General features: G+C 37.1%; 23 protein-coding genes. 2 read left to right on the top strand and 21 right to left on the bottom strand.

The genetic code is table 11. The features are described 5' to 3' along the window. Positions 1-115 precede the first annotated feature (115 nt). The 15 genes from uvrC to LRP84_RS03380 all read right to left on the bottom strand — a co-directional run bounded on the left by uvrC (position 116) and on the right by LRP84_RS03380 (position 16160). A complete protein-coding gene (gene uvrC / locus LRP84_RS03450) occupies positions 116-1897 on the bottom strand; it encodes an excinuclease ABC subunit UvrC (RefSeq protein WP_230573802.1) in 1782 nt (593 codons plus the stop codon). Between the two features lie 15 nt (positions 1898-1912). Then, on the bottom strand, positions 1913-3322 hold the full coding sequence (locus tag LRP84_RS03445) for a glycosyltransferase family 39 protein (protein ID WP_230573801.1): 1410 nt from the start codon (positions 3320-3322) through the stop codon (positions 1913-1915). Between the two features lie 47 nt (positions 3323-3369). Further along, positions 3370-4275 carry an FTR1 family iron permease gene (locus LRP84_RS03440; protein WP_230573800.1) on the bottom strand — a complete coding sequence of 302 codons (906 nt, stop codon included), beginning with the start codon at positions 4273-4275 and terminating at the stop codon, positions 3370-3372. 18 nt (positions 4276-4293) lie between these two features. Beyond that, positions 4294-5049 carry a hypothetical protein gene (locus LRP84_RS03435; protein WP_230573799.1) on the bottom strand — a complete coding sequence of 252 codons (756 nt, stop codon included), beginning with the start codon at positions 5047-5049 and terminating at the stop codon, positions 4294-4296. Positions 5050-5112: 63 nt separating this feature from the next. Beyond that, complete coding sequence (locus tag LRP84_RS03430; protein ID WP_230573798.1) at positions 5113-5859, bottom strand: glycosyltransferase family 2 protein; 747 nt, start codon at positions 5857-5859, stop codon at positions 5113-5115. Further along, on the bottom strand, positions 5856-7331 hold the full coding sequence (locus LRP84_RS03425; protein ID WP_230573797.1) for an alkaline phosphatase family protein: 1476 nt from the start codon (positions 7329-7331) through the stop codon (positions 5856-5858). Before LRP84_RS03425 ends, LRP84_RS03430 begins: the two co-directional genes overlap by 4 nt. Further along, a complete protein-coding gene (locus LRP84_RS03420; RefSeq protein ID WP_302850566.1) occupies positions 7319-8197 on the bottom strand; it encodes a lysylphosphatidylglycerol synthase transmembrane domain-containing protein in 879 nt (292 codons plus the stop codon). Before LRP84_RS03420 ends, LRP84_RS03425 begins: the two co-directional genes overlap by 13 nt. 16 nt (positions 8198-8213) lie before the next feature. After that, positions 8214-9161, bottom strand: a complete 948-nt coding sequence (locus LRP84_RS03415) for an SDR family NAD(P)-dependent oxidoreductase (protein ID WP_230573795.1) — start codon at positions 9159-9161, stop codon at positions 8214-8216. 86 nt (positions 9162-9247) lie between these two features. Beyond that, the gene (locus tag LRP84_RS03410) at positions 9248-10420 is read right to left on the bottom strand and encodes a hypothetical protein (RefSeq protein WP_230573794.1); all 1173 of its coding nucleotides are present in this window, start codon (positions 10418-10420) and stop codon (positions 9248-9250) included. A gap of 170 nt (positions 10421-10590) precedes the next feature. After that, on the bottom strand, positions 10591-10905 hold the full coding sequence (gene trxA, locus LRP84_RS03405) for a thioredoxin (protein WP_098305183.1): 315 nt from the start codon (positions 10903-10905) through the stop codon (positions 10591-10593). Between the two features lie 222 nt (positions 10906-11127). Further along, positions 11128-12105, bottom strand: a complete 978-nt coding sequence (locus LRP84_RS03400) for an electron transfer flavoprotein subunit alpha/FixB family protein (RefSeq protein ID WP_230573793.1) — start codon at positions 12103-12105, stop codon at positions 11128-11130. Between the two features lie 31 nt (positions 12106-12136). Continuing rightward, a complete protein-coding gene (etfB, locus tag LRP84_RS03395) occupies positions 12137-12910 on the bottom strand; it encodes an electron transfer flavoprotein subunit beta/FixA family protein (RefSeq protein ID WP_230573792.1) in 774 nt (257 codons plus the stop codon). Between the two features lie 78 nt (positions 12911-12988). After that, entirely contained in the window at positions 12989-13762 is a 774-nt protein-coding gene (locus tag LRP84_RS03390) for an enoyl-CoA hydratase (protein WP_230573791.1), read from the bottom strand. A gap of 16 nt (positions 13763-13778) precedes the next feature. Continuing rightward, positions 13779-14366, bottom strand: a complete 588-nt coding sequence (fadR, locus tag LRP84_RS03385; RefSeq protein WP_437438756.1) for a fatty acid metabolism transcriptional regulator FadR — start codon at positions 14364-14366, stop codon at positions 13779-13781. Between the two features lie 108 nt (positions 14367-14474). Then, positions 14475-16160: a long-chain-fatty-acid--CoA ligase gene (locus tag LRP84_RS03380; RefSeq protein WP_230573789.1), complete on the bottom strand. Its 1686-nt coding sequence runs from the start codon at positions 16158-16160 to the stop codon at positions 14475-14477. Between the two features lie 524 nt (positions 16161-16684). On the opposite strand from LRP84_RS03380, the gene LRP84_RS03375 reads away from it, so the two are divergent. Both LRP84_RS03375 and LRP84_RS03370 read left to right on the top strand, forming a co-directional pair. Further along, positions 16685-17188 (top strand): DinB family protein, encoded by a 504-nt coding sequence (locus LRP84_RS03375; RefSeq protein WP_230573788.1) that lies wholly within the window; start codon positions 16685-16687, stop codon positions 17186-17188. A 157-nt stretch (positions 17189-17345) separates the two neighbouring features. After that, complete coding sequence (locus tag LRP84_RS03370; protein WP_230573787.1) at positions 17346-17804, top strand: NUDIX hydrolase; 459 nt, start codon at positions 17346-17348, stop codon at positions 17802-17804. 218 nt (positions 17805-18022) lie between these two features. Here LRP84_RS03370 and LRP84_RS03365 read toward each other — a convergent pair whose 3' ends face one another. The 6 genes from LRP84_RS03365 to LRP84_RS03340 all read right to left on the bottom strand — a co-directional run bounded on the left by LRP84_RS03365 (position 18023) and on the right by LRP84_RS03340 (position 22494). Continuing rightward, positions 18023-18181: a hypothetical protein gene (locus LRP84_RS03365; protein ID WP_230573786.1), complete on the bottom strand. Its 159-nt coding sequence runs from the start codon at positions 18179-18181 to the stop codon at positions 18023-18025. Positions 18182-18395: 214 nt separating this feature from the next. Continuing rightward, positions 18396-19088: an ABC transporter permease gene (locus tag LRP84_RS03360; protein ID WP_230573785.1), complete on the bottom strand. Its 693-nt coding sequence runs from the start codon at positions 19086-19088 to the stop codon at positions 18396-18398. A 32-nt stretch (positions 19089-19120) separates the two neighbouring features. Then, positions 19121-19816: an ABC transporter permease gene (locus tag LRP84_RS03355; protein WP_230573784.1), complete on the bottom strand. Its 696-nt coding sequence runs from the start codon at positions 19814-19816 to the stop codon at positions 19121-19123. Then, positions 19809-20732, bottom strand: coding sequence for an ABC transporter ATP-binding protein (locus LRP84_RS03350; RefSeq protein WP_230573783.1), 924 nt, complete (start codon positions 20730-20732; stop codon positions 19809-19811). Before LRP84_RS03350 ends, LRP84_RS03355 begins: the two co-directional genes overlap by 8 nt. 126 nt (positions 20733-20858) lie before the next feature. Then, a complete protein-coding gene (locus LRP84_RS03345) occupies positions 20859-21794 on the bottom strand; it encodes a HAMP domain-containing histidine kinase (protein WP_230573782.1) in 936 nt (311 codons plus the stop codon). Between the two features lies 1 nt (position 21795). Further along, positions 21796-22494 (bottom strand): response regulator transcription factor, encoded by a 699-nt coding sequence (locus LRP84_RS03340; RefSeq protein WP_230573781.1) that lies wholly within the window; start codon positions 22492-22494, stop codon positions 21796-21798. Between the last annotated feature and the right edge of the window lie 36 nt (positions 22495-22530).

Here is a 22530-nt window from a genome sequence, read left to right as displayed (position 1 = left end):
TATAAGTCAACTAGACATAAAAATGTCCAGTTGACTTTTTTATTTATGTATAAACATTCGTTTTTATTATTTTAAATCTTCTGAAATTATAACAAAAAAGAAAAGACACTGTAAACTACAATGTCTTCCCCGTTAAATACGAATGAATCGTCTCTGCTATTTTTTGCGGCATTCCTGCTTCTATAATGTCTGTAACAGACGCTTCTTTCATTTTCTTGAGAGAACCAAAATGTTTTAAAAGTGTTTTCTTCCGTTTTTCTCCGACTCCTGGTATATCATCCAATGCCGATTGAATGACAGATTTCCCATGAATTTGACGATGGAACGTAATTGCAAAGCGGTGCACCTCATCTTGAATACGCTGCAATAAGTAAAACTCTTGACTATTACGCTCTAACATAACAGGTTCAGGAGGTTCACCGATAATTAAATGTGACGTACGGTGCTTATCATCTTTAACAAGTCCTGCTGTTGGAATAGAAAGACCGAGTTCATTTTCTAACACATCACATACTGCAGCTAAATGACCTTTTCCGCCATCGATTACAATTAAATCGGGAAGAGGCAAATTTTCTTTTAAAGCACGTGTATAACGGCGGCGCACAACTTCGCGCATCGATTCATAATCATCCGGTCCTTGCACCGTTTTAATTTTATATTTTCGATACTCTTTTTTCCCAGGTTTTCCATCAATAAAGACAATCATGGCGGAAACCGGATTTATCCCTTGAATGTTAGAGTTATCAAATGCTTCAATTCTGTGCGGTGTTTCAATTCCAAGATGTTCTCCTAAGTTTTCTACAGCCTTAATTGAACGTTCTTCGTCACGTTCAATTAAATAAAATTTTTCATTCAGCGCAATTTTAGCATTCTTACTCGCTAAATCAACGAGTTCTTTTTTCTTACCGCGTTTTGGCTGCGTCGCTTCTACTTCTAAAAATTTTTCGATCAATTCATTATCAATGCTGCTTGGTACAACAATTTCTTTCGGCTTAAAGTGATTATTTTGTTCATAAAATTGCCCGATAAATGTCAGGAAACCTTCTTCTGGATCATCATAAATGGGAAACATCGAAACATCTCGCTCGATTAGCTTTCCTTTTCGAACAAAGAAAACTTGCACACACATCCAGCCTTTATCTACCGCATAACCAAAAATATCACGGTCAACTAGATCGCTCATAATCATCTTCTGCTTTTCCATAATCGCATCCATATGAGCAATTTGATCTCGCAATTCTTTCGCTCGTTCGAACTCTAATTTTTCCGACGCTTCATACATTTTCGCTTCCAATTCTGAACGAATTTCTTTATGTCCACCATTTAAAAACTTAATAATCCCCTCTACAATTTCTTTATTTTGTTCATCCGTTACTTCTTTCACACAAGGAGCTAAACATTGTCCCATATGATAATATAAACAAACTTTATCTGGTATATTTGTACATTTCCGAAGCGGATACATACGATCTAACAATTTTTTTGTTTCATGAGCTGACTGCGAATTTGGATACGGGCCAAAATATTTCCCTTTATCCTTTTTCACATTTCTCGTAATAAGCAAACGCGGCTGTTTTTCAGCTGTAATTTTAATAAATGGGTATGTTTTATCATCTTTTAATTGGATATTATATTTTGGATCATATTTTTTAATTAAATTTAATTCTAAAATAAGAGCCTCCAGATTCGAGGAGGTCACAATATACTCAAAGTCAACAATTTCTCCGACAAGGCGTAGTGTTTTCCCATCGTGTGAACCAGTGAAGTACGAGCGCACACGATTTTTTAACACCTTTGCCTTCCCAACATATATAACTGTTCCTTGCTTATCTTTCATTAAATAACAGCCCGGTTGATCCGGTAAAATCGCTAGTTTTTCTTTTAAATACTCGTGCACTCGCTTTCTCCTCTCTTACTTTTTCCACTTATATAACACTATTTTAGAATAAACAGGATCAAATAACGGATTAGAATGAAAGGCGGCAACTTCTTCCACCTGTCCTTTTATATCAATCCCTTGTTTTTGAAATCCTTCAATAAGGTGATTCGTAACGTATATTGTATCATTCTTATGATATTTTTTATCTTGTAAAAAATAGTCATATGTGTAAAAACGTTTATGTTCATATGGTACATGTAAGTATTCCATAACGCGTGTCTCTTCCCATGTATATACGATAAACGGCTGCTGTTTTTCTTCTAAATATGACGCTAGCTGGTACGTTGCGGGCACAGCTTCTTTTTGTTCCTGCATAAGCGGTATGCTGACAACAAGTTGAAGTGTTGCAAATAACAGCAGTAAGATTCCGCTATGTTTTTGTAACCATGAAATAGCCAGTACGAAAAGTACTATTGCTACAATTGGATAAGAATGACGTGGCTTATCGATATTTTGTCCAAGTAAATTCCAAAGAAAATATACACTGCCAAGCGCTATAAATAATTTCGGATAGCAACGTATGTTCTTCCATTGTAAAACAAAAAGAAACAAAAAGAAAAGAAAGAAACCTACAAGAACATATGAATGAACACCAATCCCTGCAAATACAATATTCTCGGAAAGTAAACGAAACAGACGTGATATAATCGGTTCACTTGTTTCTGTAACCGCACCGCCCCATTCTGTAAAATGCCCTTTTACAAATCCGAAAGAAATTTTCCATAATCCCGCTAAGCCGCCGATATTCCAAATAAGCGCCCCGACCCATACGAGCTGCGAAAGAACAGCTGTGCAGCATATAATAATAAACCGCCATTTTTCTTCATGCCACTGCTGCCATACTAATAAAATAAGAGCTATCCCAAACGGCGCATACGATAAACGGATTCCCATTAATAGAGCAAATAAGATTACCGGCAAAAACTGAGCACGAAATTCATTTGTCCGAAATGCTCGATCTACGCTCCACATATACCACCACAGTACAGCTATCGCCGCTCCCTCTGACATCGGCTGCGTCACTAAAATGGAAAAATAACCGCTCGTTTGCAATACAGCTACAACAATAAGAGCACTCGTTTTACTTACATAACGGCGTGCAATCCAATACATCGGAAAAGCAGCGGTAAGTGCCATAATTGCATTAAAAATCCCTAACGATTGCACAGGATTTTCTATAAAAAGATGTGTCGTCATTCCCCCTAAAATAAAAAAAGGATAACCCGGGAAATGAGGCTGCATCGTTAATATGTCATATTGCTTTAACGCAAGCGAAAAATCTACTTCATCCCACGTTGCAGCAAACGGGCTTGCATAAAAAAAACGAATGAGAATCGCACTAGAAAAAAGAATGATTGCCCATATACGTAATACTTGTTTCATCTGATTTCCTTTCTGTAAAAAAAGTACAAGGAATCTTCCTTGTACTTTTAGCTTACTGATTTATTTACTTCGACTACTGTTTCCTTTTTTTTCGCAGGTTTTTTAAAGACAATTAACATATAAATGACAACAAAATAACCGATATATGCAAGCACCTCTTCAAGCGATGGCATTGAAGAATATCCTAAAAATGCCTTTAAGAAAACACCGATATCACCGGAAAAAATTGGTGCAGTACCATGATCACGCAAGTAGTGAGCATAATCAATCGGATGCTCCGGAAGTAGCCACGTAATATCGTATACGTGCGGCATTACGCTACCAATTATTTTTAAATCTTGCAGCATGGAAATACCTTGCACAAGAAGCCCGGCTGCGATGAAGACAATAAATACTCCCGTTACTTTAAAGAATACTTTTAGTGAAATACGCATCGTTCCTTTAAAGAATAAGTAGGCGACAAGAGCTGCAACAAGAACTCCTGAAATTGCTCCCCAGCCTTGCATTGCCGCTTCAATATTTCCACCTGTAATCGCTGCAAAGAAGAACACTGTTTCAACGCCTTCTCGCAGCACAACAAGAAAGGAGTGTACGACCATTCCAATTACGTTTCCAGTCGTAATATAATGACTCATTTTACTTTCCACATTGCCTTTTATATTTTTGCTATGTTCTGCCATCCAAAATACCATTTGTGTAAGCAAAATAACGGAAATGAACATAATCGATATCTTTAAATACATCTCACTTCCCATTGCGGCAAAGCCAGTAAACACAACTTGGAAGACAAGAGCGACAATATAACTTGCTACAACCGCAAGGCCTGCTCCTATCCAAACATATTTCACAAATTGCTTATTATCCGTACGTTTTAAATACGTAGTAATAATTCCAACAATGAGCAATGCTTCTAATACTTCACGAAATGTAATGAGAAATGCCTGCAGTTGCATCGCTCTTCCTCCTCATCTTTACTTGCGTTTTCTTACTGCATATACAATGACTCCAACAAGTACAAGTACAATTATCGCAATTGGAGCCCAGTTTTTTAAGCTGCTTAAATCTGTCCACTCTGTTTGGCCTTTGTTCGCTGAAGCTTCTTCTTTTCCACTAACATCAAAATGACCAACTCTAAAATCTTTAATTTTCAATTCTTTTTGCAAACTTGTTAAAATGACATCTTTACTTTCCTTGAAAGCATCATGATTTGGTTCCTTTTGTCCTACTCCAAATAATCCAGGGTTTCCAAGTGATTCCAACGCCTTGTTAAACTCATCTTTTAATTTTGCATCTAATTCTTTATTATGTTCTGCAATAACTGGCGATAATGCATCATATGTTGCAAATGCTTTTGCTAATAGACGTTTACTTGTATCATAGTCATTAAATTGTTCATCGACATTCGTTAAACGACGATTAATATTAAGGGCAAGAATTTTTTGCATATCTGTAATAATAGCTTCTTTATTTTTCTTATCAAAGTCTTTCATAATTGCTTTAGAAGGTTCTTTTCCCATGTGCTGATCAATTTCTTCTTGCACATTTTCATATGCTTTCTTTGCTTCTGTAAAGTTTGCTGGATTTTCATCTAGCTTTGCGACCATTTGCTTATACGCCTCTGCAACCTTTTCTTCGTTCGGATTTCCGTACGAATAAGCAAATGCACTCGTATGTATCGAGAATATTAAAAAAATACTAACACATAATGAAGTAATTATTTTTTTCATAAACGCTCCTCCTAAAAAAATGATAATAATTATCACTTTCATTGTCAAGATAAGAAATGCTCGCTACGAGCATTTCTTATCTTCTACTACTACATGCGCATCATAATCAATCGTAACTTTCTCCACCGGACGTTTCATCTCTTTCCAAATTGCAGGAAGAACATTCGTCATATATTTACGAAATGAAATGAAAGAATCCCCTGTTTCACGCACTTTATACGTAATGGGTACTTCCAGAACTCGAAAGCCTTTTCGTACTAAATTTAATGTAATTACTTGTGCATAATTGTAATCATGAATAATTTCTCCGTGTTCCATCGCTTGTCTCGAAAAAGCACGCATCCCTGATTGTCCGTCACGAATCCATTTACGTAGCAATATACATTGCAGCATTGTAAAACAATAGTTTCCAAGGCGTCTGTACAGCTTCATGCCGCTAATGGTTCCGCGAAAACGAGACCCCATTGTATAATCAGCTTTCCCTTCCAAAATTGGCTGCAATACATTTGGAATTTCATCTGCTGGATATTCATCATCTGCATCAATCATTACACTAATATCTGCCCCAAGGTGATAGCTCTTCTTTAGTCCTGCTCGAACGGCTGCACCAAGACCACCATTTTTTGAAAATGAAACGATATGATCCGCCCCAGCTTCTTTTGCAACTTCCACCGTTCTGTCTGTTGAACCGTCATCAATCACAAGAACCTCTACCGTTACACTCGGATGAAAATGACGCGGCACTTTTCGAATAACATGTGCAATGGAGTCTTCTTCATTTAGGGCTGGTATAAACACAATTACTTTCATTTCTTTTCCTGCTCCTTTAACGCTTCCACTAACACAGGACCACGGCTATGAGATGGATACGGTGCACCTAGTAAATAAGCAAGTGTCGGCGCCATAGAGACAAGACTTTTCCTTTCTTCTACCTTAACACCTTGTTTAATATGAGGGCCGTACATAAAAAATGGTACGAATCGTTCTCCTTCATCTAAATGGCCATGACCACCAATCCCATCTGCCTGTCCATGATCAGCACAAATGATAAACGTCGTATTCTCTGTTTTTCCTGTTTTCTCTAAGTGCTCGATAAAATGTTTTACATGCTGGTCTGCCTCATGAATTTTTTGTAAATACTCATCATATAACACACCACGACTATGTCCCGTTTGATCTGTTGAAATGAGCTGTACAATAAAGAGATCTGGGTCTTGTTCATCCATTATTTGTTTCGCTTTCTCCATAATCTTCCCATCCACAACATCATTTTTCATAACAGCTGTAAATGTTTCCACATCTTCACCAAACGCGTCAACTAAATGCGCAACGGCTAGCATTTTCCCTGTTTTGTCTACTTTTCGAAGGGAATCAAAAATACTTTCTACATTCACACCGTGCTTCCAAACCATGTTCGATTTAATGCCGTGCTCAAATGAATATGTTCCTGTAAACATAGAAGAGAAACATACAACGGTTCGAGCTGGATATACCGTTTCCATATTTAAAAACTCCGTCCCTTTTTTTCGAAGAGAATCTAAATACGGTGTATGTGCTGTTTCAAAGCGATCTTTACGCATACCATCAATAACAATTACAACTACTTTTTCATTCAGTGCCTCTTTATTTTCCGGCATATTATTCGTATAAGTTGAAATTGCTTTTGGCTGCCAGTCAAATAAATTACGATGTAAGATGATTGTGTATAGTGCAAGAGCACCATAAAACATAAGCAGTGTTTTCCAATCTACTGCACCGAGCGTACCACCTTCTTGGAAGAAATGGTAGTAATAATACCAAAGTGATAACAACAGTAAAAACTTCGGCATTTGCTCCTGTGCATTTCCGCTTGTAGAATCACTGTTCTTTAGCACGAGTTTCCAAAAACGTGTAAAGTTTAACCAAGACGTTCCAATACGCAAATGATAATATAACGTTCCCCAAAATAGGATCGTAAAGAAAAAATATAATCCTAATGCAAATAATAATAACGGTACATGCACCGTTTTAAATACGATTAAATAGGCAACGAACGGCAACCATAAATAATTTCGCAAAAACAATGGAAAATCAAACAAATAATATAAAACGAGTAGCGGAACAATGAATAAAAAGCTACTAAAAAAAGCAGACACAAAATTTGGATTCCCAAACTGTGAAATAGAAAACAACAAAAATGTACCGAATACAAAAATCGGTGTAAATGGTTTCCCTTCATTTAGTAGATTCCAACAGCGCGCCGCTACTTTTTCAAATTTCGACGCTTTCTTTACTTCTTCCAACGGATACCTTCTCCCTTCTGACTGAAAAATGAGCGTAATTCCATAGGATACACGAATAATAGCATTACGCCCACACCATAAGAAAATATAAATTTAAAACCATGACTCATTAACGACCATTGATATGCATCAGATTGCCCAGCTCCTACTGCTTGCAATGCAAATGTCATAACGGTCTCATACGTACCGATCCCGCCTGGCGTTAGTTGAAACACTTGTCCAGCAATGGTCACACTATTTACCCAAACTGCTTGCACAAATGAGAGCGGCTTAGCAATTTCATAAATGACAAATGCTTCACAAATCCAGCTCAGCGCAATAAGGAGCAGAATGATTCCGCCTTTTGCTGTAAATAGCGCCCCTTTCAATTGCTTCCACTGCTTATCTACAAATTGTGGCGCTTTCTTGTAGATAAGCAATCCCATCACGCTTCCTATACATATACAAGTAAGAATGACCGGAACATTGAGTAAGATATTTCTCCATAATAGAAACATACCCACTGCTCCAAACATACCAAGAATAAGTAAGTCTAATATACGAAGAACGATGACAGATTGCGTTGCTTCTCCTAATGTTACTTTCTTCTCTTTTGTAATCACAGCAATGCGAACAGCATCTCCAACTTTTAGCGGAGAAACATGGTTAATGAACAAACTATACAACAGTCCATATAACGCTTCTTTTATTGTAATACGATGATGAAGGTATAGTTTCCATGCGTATGCACGTAACAAAAAAGCAATACCGTACATCATAATGAGAAACATAACCATGTATGGTTGTTCCCATAAGGTTTGAAGATGTTTCAATAATGAAGATGCTTCAAACGACCGCCATGACAAAAGAAAAAAGATGCATAGCAAGAAAACACCGAAAACATTAAACAATATTCGGATATTCTTTCGCCCAAGCAATGGTTCGCTCCAACCCTTCTGCAAAAGATATACGCGGCATGTACCCAAGCTGTTCTTTCGCTTTTGAAATATCCGCCCAAGTTGATGTTACATCACCTTTCCGGTGTGCTTCTTTCCTTACACGCATAAGCGGGAAATGCTTTTCTAACTGTGCCAGTAATTCTGTCATTAACACGGGAGCATTGGACCCAAGATTATATACATCACTGTGATTGGATTGCAATGTAAGAGAGATTCCTTCTGTAATATCATCGATGTACGTATAATCACGCCCTGTTCCTGTTCCGTACACAACAATTTCTTCCTCTTTTAATAGCTTTCGAATGAAGCTTGCAATTGCCATATCGGGACGTCCCCACGGTCCGTATACAGTAAAGAACCGTAAAATATTCATTTGGAATCCGTACATATATTGATACGCATGACAAAGAGATTCTGCTCCGTATTTTGATGCAGCATACGGTGAAAGAACGCGGCCGTTTGCCATGTTTTCTTGCAGAGGCATCCCCGCCTGCTCCCCGTATACAGAAGATGATGATGCAAAAATAACATGTTTCACATTTTCTTCTCCGGCACATGTTAAGACGTTGCTTGTCCCTTTTATATTAATATCAACGTAAGCACCTGGTATTTCAAGCGATGGTCTTACACCTGGAAAGCCCGCTAAATGAATGACCGCATCGACATTTTCTTGCTGCATAACAGCTTTCACATCATCTTTTTGCAAAATATCACATTCATAAAATGGAATCTTTCCAGCTTTCTGCACTCGCTCTAATTGAAAAAGCTTTCTAGACTTTGCATAGTAAGAATGAAATTTATCAAGAAGCACAACTTGTTTACCTTGCTCTAATAATTTCAACGCAAGATGACTTCCGATAAAACCCGCTCCGCCAGTAATTAATACTTTCATTTCTTTCACCACCTTCTACAACCCTATGCAAAAGAAGAAACCTTGTCAAGACAAGGTTTCTTCCAAAGAATATAGACGTTTTAATTTTATTTCGCTGTTTCAACCACTTTATTTAATGTGGATTCAATTTGTGGTAATAACTTGTCTGCCTCTTCTTTGTTCTTCGCTTTTACTGCGTCTAAATAAGATTGTGCTGTTTTTGTTAAATCTGCTGTTTGCTGCTCGCCAAGTACTGTTTTTAAATCATTTTCAATCATGTTAATGAATAGAGCACCTTCTAATGCTGTAACAGGACCTTTATCTTTTCCGAAGTTTTCTTGGCTTTCTTTATACTCACCTAATGCAACTTTTGCAAATCCACGTACAAACGCTTGATTTACAGCTTTTGGATCAACTGTTTTCACATCTGTTTTTAAATCAAATTGCTTCAAAATAAAGTCTGCTTCTTCAGGAGCTGCTTTTTTCAAATATGGATAGATAGCTTGGTAAAATGCCCAGCCTTCAGCTTGCTCAACTTTTGCATTTTTCTCATCTTTCTTTGCTTCTTCTACCATTTTTGTAGCATAGCCGTTTGGCGTAGCTCCTGTTGCAAAGTAGAATGTTTTCATTAACGTTTTATCTACAACTTGCTTGCCAAGAGAAAATGCAAGTTTGTCGCCTTTATCAATTGCTGCATTCATTTCATCAAAGCCGCCTTTAATTGTAGAGGCCATTTGTGTACCGTATGCCGTATCACGCTTTACAACTGTACCTTCTAAACCTTTATAAAACGCAAGTGCTTCTTCCATTTCTTCTTTCACATCATCTTTGTTGCCCCATTTTTCATCTACTTCTTTAAAATCATGGCGCATAGATTGGAAGAATTCTTTTTGCATTAATTTATCAAATAGTTGCTTTACAACCATTGGTTCCATTTCTTTATTTTTACCTGCTTCTAATGCAGCTGTAATAGTTGGATCAATTTGCTCGCTAAATTCACCATCGCGTTGTTGAACAAGAGGTTGTAATTTTTCTTTGTATAACTTTGTTACTTTATCAAAGTCAACCTCTTTGCCGTCTTTCGCTTTTTCAAGCTCAGCTACTCCATCTTTGTAAGCTTGTACAAAATCTACTTCTTGTTGTTTTGTTTCTTCTTTTTTTGCAGTTTGTTCTGTCTTTTTCTCTTGTGCTTCAGACTTTTTCGGTTCCTCTTTCGCACAACCTGCAAAAAGTAAAGATGCTACTGCTGCTGCAGATAATACTTTTAACTTTAACGCCATGGATTACGTCCCCCTACACCCTACTGATATTGATTTTCATTCTTGATAAATTGATTATAAAAGTAGGAGAGACGAGTGTCAACAATATTTTTGTATTCGTTGTCATATCGATACAAGGGAATTATAACCAAAATAAAAAGTCCAGCATCGTATGCTGGACTTTTTATCAATTAGAAGTGTTTAGATACTAATTCAACTAACGCTTCTTTCGGCTTGTAACCTAATGCTTGATCAACCACTTGACCATCTTTTACTACGAAAAGAGATGGAATGCTCATTACTTCGAATTTACGAGCTGTTTCTTGGTTTTCATCAACATCTACTTTTACTACCTTTACTTTATCGCCTAATTCTGCATCGATTTCTTCTAATACAGGAGCGATCATTTTACAAGGGCCACACCAAGGTGCCCAGAAATCTACTAATACAACACCTTCGCTTGTTTCAGCTGCGAAAGTTTGGTCAGTTGCGTTTACAATTGCCATTTTATTTCCTCCTTTATGAACTTTCTAACCAAAGTATATCATTATCTTATATACGTGGCGAATAATATGTATCGTTAAGTATTGTATCAAATAATCATGCCTTTATACTATAAGAAAGTATCGCTTTTCATACGAAAAAGCGAGAGGCAGGGGACCTCTCGCCTTCCTTTATTTATATAGGGGTAATTACTTAATGGGAACCCATTATGCGTAACGTAAGACTCAAGAATGTACTTTTAACTTTTTGAATTCTTCTGTTAGAAGCGGTAACACTTCAAATAAGTCGCCAACGATGCCATAGTCAGCTACTTTAAAAATGTTCGCTTCAGGATCTTTATTAATTGCTACAATAATCTTTGAGTTAGACATACCAGCTAAATGTTGAATCGCACCAGAAATACCACATGCAATATATAAATCTGGCGTTACAACCTTACCTGTTTGTCCAATTTGCAGTGAATAATCGCAGTATTCTGCATCACATGCTCCGCGAGAAGCGCCAACTGCTCCGCCAAGCACATCTGCCAATTCTTTTAACGGCTTGAAACCTTCTTCACTCTTCACACCGCGTCCGCCTGCGATAATAACTTTTGCTTCAGAAAGGTCTACACCTTCTGCTGTTTTACGAACAACTTCTTTGATAACTGTACGCAAATCTTTTACGTCGACTGTCACAGAAGAAACATCGCCTTCACGTGCTTCATCTTTCTCAAGCGGCGCAATGTTATTTGGACGAATTGTCGCAAATAATACACCGTCTGTTACAATCTTTTTCTCAAATGCTTTACCAGAGTAAATCGGGCGTGTGAACACAACGTTTCCACCAGCCACTTCTAACGCTGTTACGTCAGAGACAAGACCTGCATGTAATTTCGCTGCAAGTTTTGGTGATAAATCTTTCCCAAGCGCCGTATGTCCAAAGACAATTCCTTCTGGCTTTTCTTCTTCATACACCGCTAGAAATGCTTGTGCATATCCATCAGATGTATATGAGCTTAACTTATCGCTTTCAACTGTCACAACGCGATCTGCACCGTAATGAATCAGTTCTTTCGCAAATGAAGCGACGCTTTCACCTAGTAAAAGACCGACGACTTCACCGCCCTCTGCAATTGTTTTTGCTGCTGCTACAGCCTCAAATGAAACGTTACGTAAAGATCCGTCACGAACTTCTCCCATTACTAATACTTTACGAGCCATATGTTTTCCCTCCTGGATATCCTAGTATTTTTTAAACTACTTTCGCTTCTGTATGCAACAACGATACAAGTTCTTTTACTTGATCTTGCAGTTCGCCTTGTAACACTTTTCCAGCATCTTTCTTAGGAGGTAAATAGATTTCAATTGTTTTTGTTTTCGCTTCTACATCATCTTCCTCTAAATCTAAATCATCTAATTCCAATGTTTCCAGCGGCTTTTTCTTCGCTTTCATAATACCTGGAAGCGATGGATAACGCGGTTCATTTAATCCTTGCTGCGCTGTTACTAAAAGTGGCAATGTCGTTTCAATTACTTCTGTATCTCCTTCTACATCACGCTCGATTTTTACGTTTGTACCGTCAATTTCAAGCTTTGTAATTGTTGTTACATATGGGATATTAAGCGCTTCAGCGACACGTGGTCCAACTTGTCCAGATGCGCCGTCAATCGCTACGTTACCAGCTAAAATTAAATCGACATCCTTCTCTTTTAAGTATTCAGTAAGTATTTTTGCTGTTGTATATTGATCGCCATTTTCAACATCATCTTCAATATTAATCAATACTGCCTTATCACAGCCCATCGCTAGTGCCGTGCGAAGTTCTTTTTCACTATCTTCACCGCCAACTGTAACGACTGTAATTTCACCGCCTTGTGCATCTCTTACTTGAATTGCTTCTTCAATCGCATATTCATCGTAAGGGTTGATGATGAATTCCGCTTCGCCATCGTAAATTGCACCGTTCTTAATTGCGATTTTTTCTTCAGTATCAAATGTTCGTTTCATGAGTACGTAGATGTTCATTCTATTTACCCCCTTGTTTTTTTATAAAAATTTTGTTAATTACAATATTCCGTTAATTTATATTAAAAAAATATAGAACTACCTGCCACTAAAAGAAGGTTTACGTTTTTCTAAGAAAGCAGCAACGCCTTCTCTTCCATCCCCACTTGTAAACACTTCACCAAATAACTGTGCCTCGCGTTGCACTCCTTCATAATAAGAAGAGGATTTTGTTGTTTGCAATAACTCTAACACAGCGCGAGTAGATGCTGAGCTTTTTCCAGCAATCTTTTTCGCTAGTTTTAGCGTCTCTTCCAGCAATGCTTCTTCAGGGAATGCTCGGTTTGCAAGTCCATATTCAACTGCTTCCACACCTGAAATCGGATCGCTTGTTAGCATCATTTCACAAGCTTTTGCTTTCCCCACATAACGCGGTAAGCGCTGCGTCCCCGCAAAACCCGGGATTAACCCTAGCGTTAGCTCCGGCAAACCGATTTTTGCAGTTTCACTTACAAAACGCATATGGCAAGACATTGCAAATTCTAACCCGCCGCCAAGCGCTGCACCGTGAATAGCCGCAATAATTGGCTTTGAAAACTTTTCAACACGTTCAAAAATGACTTGCCCATGTTGTGATAATTTCGTCGCCTCTCTCGCTTCTTCAACAGAAGTGAATTCTTTAATATCCGCTCCCGCTGAAAAAAAGCGACCTTCTCCATGAACAAGTACAACGCGCACATTTTCGTCCGTTTCCACTACATCAAGAAGTTCACCAACTTCACTAATGACTTGTGAAGACATCGCATTTGCCGGCGGATGATTGATCTTTACAATCGCTACGTAATCTTCCACCGTTAAAGATAGGAAATTCAAATGTACTCCCTCCCCATTAATTGCGGTAACCACAAGCTGCTACTAATAGCTCATGCACCGTTTTTGAAATTGCGACCAAATCATATTTATGATCGCTCATTACCCAGTTGGTTACAACTTCATCTACTGTTCCGAAAATCATTTGTCTTGCCACGCGTATATTTAAATCCGTGCGAAATTCTCCCTGTTGTATGCCGGTTTTTAAAATTTCATCCATGACTTGCAAATACCCTTTCAGCACTTCATTAATTTTGATGCGTAATTCTTGGTTAGATTGACGAAGTTCTAGTTGCGTAACAATAGCAAGAGGATCATTTTTCGACAGTAAAGAGAAGTGCGTTTCTACCAACATAAATAACTTCTCTACAGCGCTTTCAATTCCTGCTGTTTTTTGCCGAATTGTTTCAATAAATTCTCCCATCTTCTCCTGAAATAGAGATATCAATATATCTTCTTTATTTTTGAAATATAAATAAATAGTTCCATCGGCAACACCAGCTTGCTTTGCAATTTTGGAAACTTGCGCTTGATGATATCCATTTTCTGCGATGACAATCACCGCTGCATCAATAATTTGGTTATATTTTGGTCGATTCTTTTTCACAGTACTATCCCCTTCAAGAAGATGACTGAATGATGATTCATTCACATTTTAATAATACTGACTATTTAAAATATTGTCAATGCTACTCATCCAAAAAAGAAAGGGCGTTTAGCCCGTCTGCTCATCTTCTTGTTTTCGCAGCTCTTCTTCAACAAGTACACGACGTAAAATTTTCCCAACAGTTGTTTTCGGCAAATCTTTCCGAAACTCATATATTTTAGGAACTTTATATGCTGCTAAATATTTACGAGCAAACTCATTTAATTCTTCTTCTGAACATGTTACACCATCTTTAATAACAACGAAAGCTTTCACCGTTTCACCGCGGTACGGATCAGGCACACCAAGAACGACAACTTCTTGCACTTTTTCGTGCTCATACAATACTTCTTCTACTTCGCGTGGATATACGTTAAATCCACTGGCAACAATCATATCTTTCTTACGATCTTTCACATAAAAAAAGCCGTTTTCGTCCATATATCCAACATCACCCGTATAAAGCCAGCCATCTTGCAAAACTGCTGCTGTTTCCTCTGGTTTATTCCAATAACCCTTCATCACTTGCGGACCCTTCACAACAATTTCTCCAACCTCTCCTATTGGCAATGCTTCACCTGTCTCTAACGAAATAATGCGCGCATCCGTATCAGGCCACGGCACCCCAATACTTCCCGGCACTCGCCTTGCCCATAAAAAGTTACCATGTGTAACCGGGGATGATTCTGTTAAGCCGTATCCTTCTACAAGCTTTCCACCTGTTACACTTTCAAATTGTTCTTGCACTTCTACCGGAAGCGGTGCTGATCCACTAATACATGCACTAATGGAAGAAATATCATATTTATGAAGTTCAGGATAGTTTAATAGCGCAATATAAATGGTCGGGGCTCCAGGAAATAACGTCACACGATGTTTTTTAATTGCCTCTAATACCATTTTAATATCAAATTTCGGAACGAGCACCATCTTATACGCTTGCATAATTGATAAATTCATTACTGCCGTCATACCATATACATGAAAAAATGGAAGTACGCCAAGAATGACTTCTTCTCCTTTTCTGCAATTATACAGCCAATACATGCCCATAATTGTATTTGATACAAGATTTTTATGTGTGAGCATTACACCCTTTGGAAATCCTGTCGTCCCGCCTGTATATTGTAGAAGTGCTACATCTTCTTCAGGAGCACATGGAACGTCTACTGCTTCATCCTCTGCACGTTCAATGGACTTCCAAACGTGGATATTCTCACTTTCTCTTACATTCACCACAAGATTCGTTTGTTTCTTTTGCACAAATGGATATAATAAATTTTTCGGAAATGGTAAAAAATCTGCGATGCGTGTTATGATGACATGCTCAATATCAGTTGAGGACTGTACATTGCTGACTTTCGGAAACACTAAATCGAGGCACAGAATGACTTTCGCTCCTGAATCATGAAGCTGATATTCAAGCTCTCTTTCTGTATAAAGCGGATTCGTTTGCACGACAATACCGCCAGCTAATAGTGTTCCATAATAACCGATAACACCTTGCGGGCAGTTTGGCAGCATAATGGCAACTCGATCCCCTTTTTCTATCCCTAGTTTACGAAGATAGTTGGCGAATTGCCTAACTTTACGATCTAGTTCTGAGAATGTAATATCTTTCCCAAGGAAGTGAAGCGCTTTCTTATCTGGGTATTGTGAAGCTGTTTGCTGTAAATACACATGAAGAGGCTGCATATCGTAGGAAATTGTATGCGGAATTTCCTTTGGATAACTTTTTAGCCAGGGCCTTTCCATATTAAAACTCCCCCTTCTCTACATTATAAAACTACCATCAGCGTATCATTCTCCTATACTAACGGTCTGCTTTCCTCTAAAACAAGGAAAACTGAATGTGTATTCATGTTGATTATTTTTATTATATTATAGGGATTATCACGTTACAATCATAATATTCAGACTACTTTATAACTATTACCATCCCACAAGCATTCTCCAACAAACAAGTGTAATCACTCCAGTTAATAATGAAAACACAACTTTCCTTTTCCATATCCCTATACCAAATGCCACAATACCCGCAACTATATACTCAGAACTCCAGCTTCCTCCTTACCATTAAACTCTACACATATAAAATCTTACAGCTATGCGAAACAAAATGTTCTGAGTTATTCTTTTTTACTGTTATAATGTTGCGAGAAAGGATTGACATAGTAATCTAATAACAATGCAACTCCTTTATTTTTCTTCATACTAGAAGGAAACCATAAAACTTTCACGAATTTACCATTTGAATCTAATCATAGGAGGTTTTTTCTATGTTCCAAACAATTGAAGGCTTTTTAACATCTTGGAAATACGAAGCAGAATCAACACAAAAAGTATTAGATATGCTAACTGATAAATCACTGACACAAGAAATTACACCGGACAACTGGACGTTAGGACGCATTGCGTGGCATATTGTCACTGCTATTCCTGTCATTACATCCGGTACAGGATTAAAGTTTGGAGGAGAAACAAAGGATCATCCTGTCCCAACGTCAGCTCAGCATATCGCAAACAGCTACCGTCAAATGAATGAGGCATTTACTGAGGCAATACAAACACAATGGACAGATAAAGATTTAGCAACGATAAATGATTTTTTCGGAAAACCAATGCCAAATTCAATATTTTTAATGACTGTCATCAACCATCAAAACCACCATCGCGGGCAAATGACAGTACTCATGCGTCAAGCCGGATTAAAGGTTCCTGGTATTTACGGCCCTGCAAAAGAAGAGTGGGCTCTAGCTGGGATGGAAGCTCCGAAGATGTAACATTCGCTTTCTAAATGAAAATGAGGTCCCTCTTTTTTTGAGGAACCTTGTTTTTTTATATACACCATCCTTTTATTCTATTCTTTTAAAAAAGGACAAAATGAACTTCCCTGGAATCATTTATAATAGATGTAAATTAATATTGGAGCTGAAACGTATGGATTATATAAGCTATTTACGAAATATGGTTGGGCATGAAAAAGTAATCATGGTGGCCGCAGGCTGTTTTATATTTAATGAAAAAAATGAAGTACTTCTGCAATTACGATCTGATAATGGACAATGGGGACAGCCTGGCGGATTTATGGAAATTGGTGAGACAGTTGAAGATACAGTAAGAAGAGAAGTGTTAGAAGAAACGGGTTTAAAATTAGGAAAACTTGAATTCTTTAATGTGTATTCTGGAAAAGAATACGAAAAAACGCTATCTAACGGAGATCAACTTGCCTTAGTGAAGTTAGCTTATATTTGTAGAGACTTCCACGGAAATTTACATACTTATAACGATGAAAGCTTACAGCTAAAATTTTTCCCCTTAGACGAATTGCCTGAATTATGGAGCGACCAACAAGCAGCTTTTGAAGATCTATTGGAGTTTATGAAAATAAAGAATTAATTTTTTCTAGTAGATTAGAGTTATACAAGTTCAATTTCAATGATAAAGTGAAACTTCCATCAGCGGAGTTTTTCTTCATCCCCCACTGATGGAAAGCCCGCCCACTCAGGCACATGCCAGCAGTTATCCCCCCACCTATCTTCTTTGCTTTTCTCTAAATCTTGAGGTGGGGGTATTACTGCCCTCGAATAGCGGGATACATTTTTGCAATTCGTCACCTATTCAAAAAACATTCTAATCCCATTTATACTTACGCCTACTATCCCTATCACCATTAAAAGTAAAGAAAACTTCTGCTCTGGATTTCTGTAATATAAGATTACTCCTATTAAAAGTGCTATAAGCCCACCTACTAGATTAAGTACCAGTAAATCCATAATCATTCCTCCCTAATTAACTTTTATTATGCTGAATACTAGTGCCATTCCTATCAAAACAGCACTTCGTATTTCATTCCCATTTCGCTCCCGTTCTATATCTATATAATAAGAAATGAAATTCTCTTTTTTCTTACCTATTCCTTACAAATTTCTTAAGCTAAAGAGTCCTATTAAAATTAAAGTCATCCAAATCCAATTTCAATGATAAAAACTAAATCGCATCCTCTTTCTCAATGTCTCGAATTGCTAAGTAGGCAATTATAATTCCAACAGCTGCAAGGACGAGCTGAATGGGAATAATGGTAACTACTGAGAATGCTGGATTATAAGAACAAGCGAATGAAACGACAAGCAACGATGATACAATTGTGATGGGAACAGAATGCTTACGCATCCCGAAATATAGTGGAATTAAACTTGTACCTGCAGCAGCGACTGCAAATGGAATCATGGTGATAGCTTGCTGCATCCATTCAGTAAATGTTATAGAGTATGATATAAACGAGAAGTATCCTTGTAAAAGAAAGACAGCACCTGTAATAACTATATTAGATAACCAAATTGTTATAAATGTCAGTATGGCTATAATGGCTAATTTACTGGCAATGATTTTCTTCCGCTTGATCGGATAAGAAAACATAAGCATTATTGTCTTATTTTTATATTCTTCAATAACTAATTGCGCAAGTAATACTGCTGCAAACACAATAAATGTTGCCCGCACCATTGCCCCTATCAATAAAAAAGCCTCCTCAGAATTCGTCATAATTACATCCTTTTCCACTTCCTGGATATAGTTCATAGAAATGAATAAGGCTGTAATAATGATGTTGGCGATCAACGCACCTTTTACATACCAACCAAATTTAAACTTTTTCATTTCTAGCTTCATGAGCTGTAGCATAATGGCCTCGCCTCCTATTTCATCTACTTCGCTTATTTAAACAAGTCCGCCTGCTCAACTTTTCGCACTGTCATATAAGCAATTACTGCTCCAATACAAGCTAATATAATCGGAATGATAATAATATCATTTAATGAAGTTCCACCATTATTCGAACATACGAGAGACACGATTATAATAGAAGAGATAATAGTCGTACGAACGGAATACTTTCTCATTCCAAAGAAAAGCGGGATTAAGCTCATGCCCGTTGCTGCGATTGCATTCATCACTAATTTCGCTGCATTATGTGTAACAATCGGTAATGTTAATGCTTCCGAAAGCACTGGATTATACGCATTAGCAACATAAAACAAACTAAACACAATCGTTTCCGAAATAATCATTGAGAAAAAAGTAAATGCAATCACAATGAGTAGCTTAGCGATAATAAGTTTTTGTCGATTGACTGGATACATGAATAGCACTGTTATCGTCTTATCTGTAAATTCTTGAACGATGATTTTTGCCAGTAAACTCGCTCCAAAAATAATAAACGTTGCCCGTACTAAAGTATCTATGACAGAAAATAATTCATTATAATTTGTAAAAATAATTTCTCCTTCTGATTTTGAAATATATCCAACTAGTAGAAGAAAACCAAAAATTACAAACGCCGCAATAAATGCTCCTCTAATGGAAGAACCCAGTTTGCTTTTTATCAATTCTAATCTCATCAGATTAAGCATGAATTCCCTCTCCATTCATAAGGTTTAAGAAATAATCTTCCAGTGAACTATGTTTCTTATTAATTCCTTCAATTACGACATCATTCATAATGAGCATTTTCGAGATTTCCTGCTGTGCTATTGTCGTTTCATAAATTCGAATCATAGTTTCATTCATCACTTTAAAGTTTGTAAGGCGTAGTTTATTTTCTAAAACGTAAGTTGCTTTGTTTACATCCTGAACTGTAACCTCAATATACTCTGTTTGCTTACCGTTAATACTTTTCATCGAAACTTCTTTTATAAGTTTCCCATTTTGAATGACACCAATTGTATCTGCCATTTGCTCCATTTCCGCTAAAATGTGGCTGGAAACTAATAGAGTAATCCCATATTCCTTACAAAGCATTTTAAATAATTCTCGTAATTCTTTAATGCCGATTGGATCTAAACCATTAATTGGTTCATCTAAAATTAATAGCTCTGGTTTTGTCGTAATAGCTCTTGCAATCCCTAATCGCTGTTTCATCCCAAGTGAAAAGTCTTTTACCTTCTTGTCGTCCACATTGTGTAAGTTTACAAGGTCTAATGCTCGGTCAATTGCTTTCTTGTCATAATAGCCCATGTACTCACAATGTAAATACAAATTCTCTCTCGCTGTTAGTTTTTCATAAAAGATTGGGTATTCAATAATCGTCCCCATTCGCTTTAACACTTCATATGATGTACTTGTTAATTTCTCACCGAAAATCTCAATTTCACCACTTGTCGGTTTGATTAAATTCGTTATCATTTTCATAATTGTTGTTTTACCAGCACCGTTTGGCCCTAAAAATCCATATATTTCACCCTGCTTCACATGCATATTCACATTAGAAATAACTTCTTTACCATGAAACACTTTTGTTAATTGATTCGTTTTCAATACATATGTCATTGGTCATTCCCCTTTCGCAATTGCTCCATATTTGCATTGTAAGCAACGAAGTTCTCTTTTTTCTTACTGCATTCTTACAAATTTCTTAAGTTGAAAAAAAGCTTGTAGAATTGCTCTTTCTACAAGCTAAAAATTGATTCTTCTTAACATAACCGTAAACACTGTTTTCTCATATGGCGTACTAGACAGATGAATTTCTCCCCCTAACGCTTCTACAAGGCGCTTTGTAATCGTAAGCCCAAGTCCACTGCCTTGATACAAACGATTTCGTGAATCTTCTAATGTGTACATACGTTCAAATACTTTATCAATATGAGATTCAGAGATTCCTTTTCCTTTATCCCATATGTCAACGTACACAAGCTTATCATCACTTCGCAGTGTAATCCCTAATGTTTTTCCGTCTCCCCCATAGGCAATTGCGTTTGAAATTAAGTTATTCATAATTCTTCCGATGACTTCTGTATTTCCGTGCGCATATATTGGTGTTTCTGGTATATCGATATGAACGTCAAATCCTTGCGTTGTTAATAAATCATAAAACGATAACATGTGTTCCTGACAAATTTCATTCATATGAATCCGCGTCATTGCAATATCTTTATCACCGGATTCTAGTTTTGCGAGATCGAAAAACTTATGAATGAGATCTAACACTTCTAACGTTTTCATATGAACCTTTTCTAGTAATATCTTTCGCTCTTCTTCACTAATCGTTTCATCTATACTTAAAATTTCAACATAACCGAGAATCACAGTAAGCGGCGTCTTTAAATCATGTGATATGTTAGAAAGCATCTTCCTCATCGATATTTCCAGTTTTGAATGCTTCGCAATTGTTTTTTTCTTTTCATCTAGCAAATAATTAATTGCTACTAATAATGATTTCAATTCTTTATCATCTGTTACCACTAATAAGTTTTCACTCGTTTGCTTCTCTACAATATCCTGCAACTTTTCATATGTATAACGTAAATTTGCACTTCGATTTTTCCCCGTGCGATATTGAAAATAAATAACACCAATTAATATAAAAATAATAGCCGTTAAAAATAAAACCATTCTATATCACTTCCAGCTTATAACCGATGCCCCATAGTGTCTTAATGTACTGCGGCTGAGATGGATCGTCCTCAATTTTCTCCCGCAGCCTTCTCATATGAACATTAATGACATTTTCATCACCGTAATATTCTTCATTCCAAATTAAGTTATAAATTTGCGCCTTTGTAAACACACGATTTCGATTTGTCGCAAATAGCTTTAAAAGCTCAAATTCTTTAGAAGTGAGTTTAAGATCTTTGCTCTTTTTTTGAACGGTAAAATTCGTCGTATCAATTTTCAAATCACCTATTACAATCATTTCATCTTCTTTCTTTTGCGGAGCAGAATATTTTGTCGAACGACGAATACCTGCCTTCACCCGTGCAGACAATTCAATCATAGAAAACGGCTTACAAATATAATCATCCGCGCCAAGCCCAAGTCCTAATGCTTTATCAACATCCGTGTCTTTTGCTGACATAATTAAAATCGGAACCGCACTTGTTTCACGAATCGTCCGCATGACCTCTAAACCATCAACTTTTGGCATCATGAGATCTAGAATGATTAAATCAAACTGACCACCACTCAAAAACTTTGCAAGCCCTTCTTCTCCATCAGAAGCTGTCGCTACAGTAAAACCCTCTTTTGTTAAATAGCTTTCCACCATTTCACGGATTGATAAATCATCTTCCACTAATAAAATATTATGTTGCACGCCCATCACCCAATTTCTAGAAGAATTTATATCTAC

The sequence above is a fragment of the Bacillus rhizoplanae genome (assembly GCF_917563915.1).
Taxonomy (GTDB): Bacteria; Bacillota; Bacilli; order Bacillales; family Bacillaceae_G; genus Bacillus_A; species Bacillus_A rhizoplanae.
The sequence above is the reverse complement of the archived record's forward strand: the minus strand, read 5'-3'. Positions and strand labels throughout refer to the sequence as shown.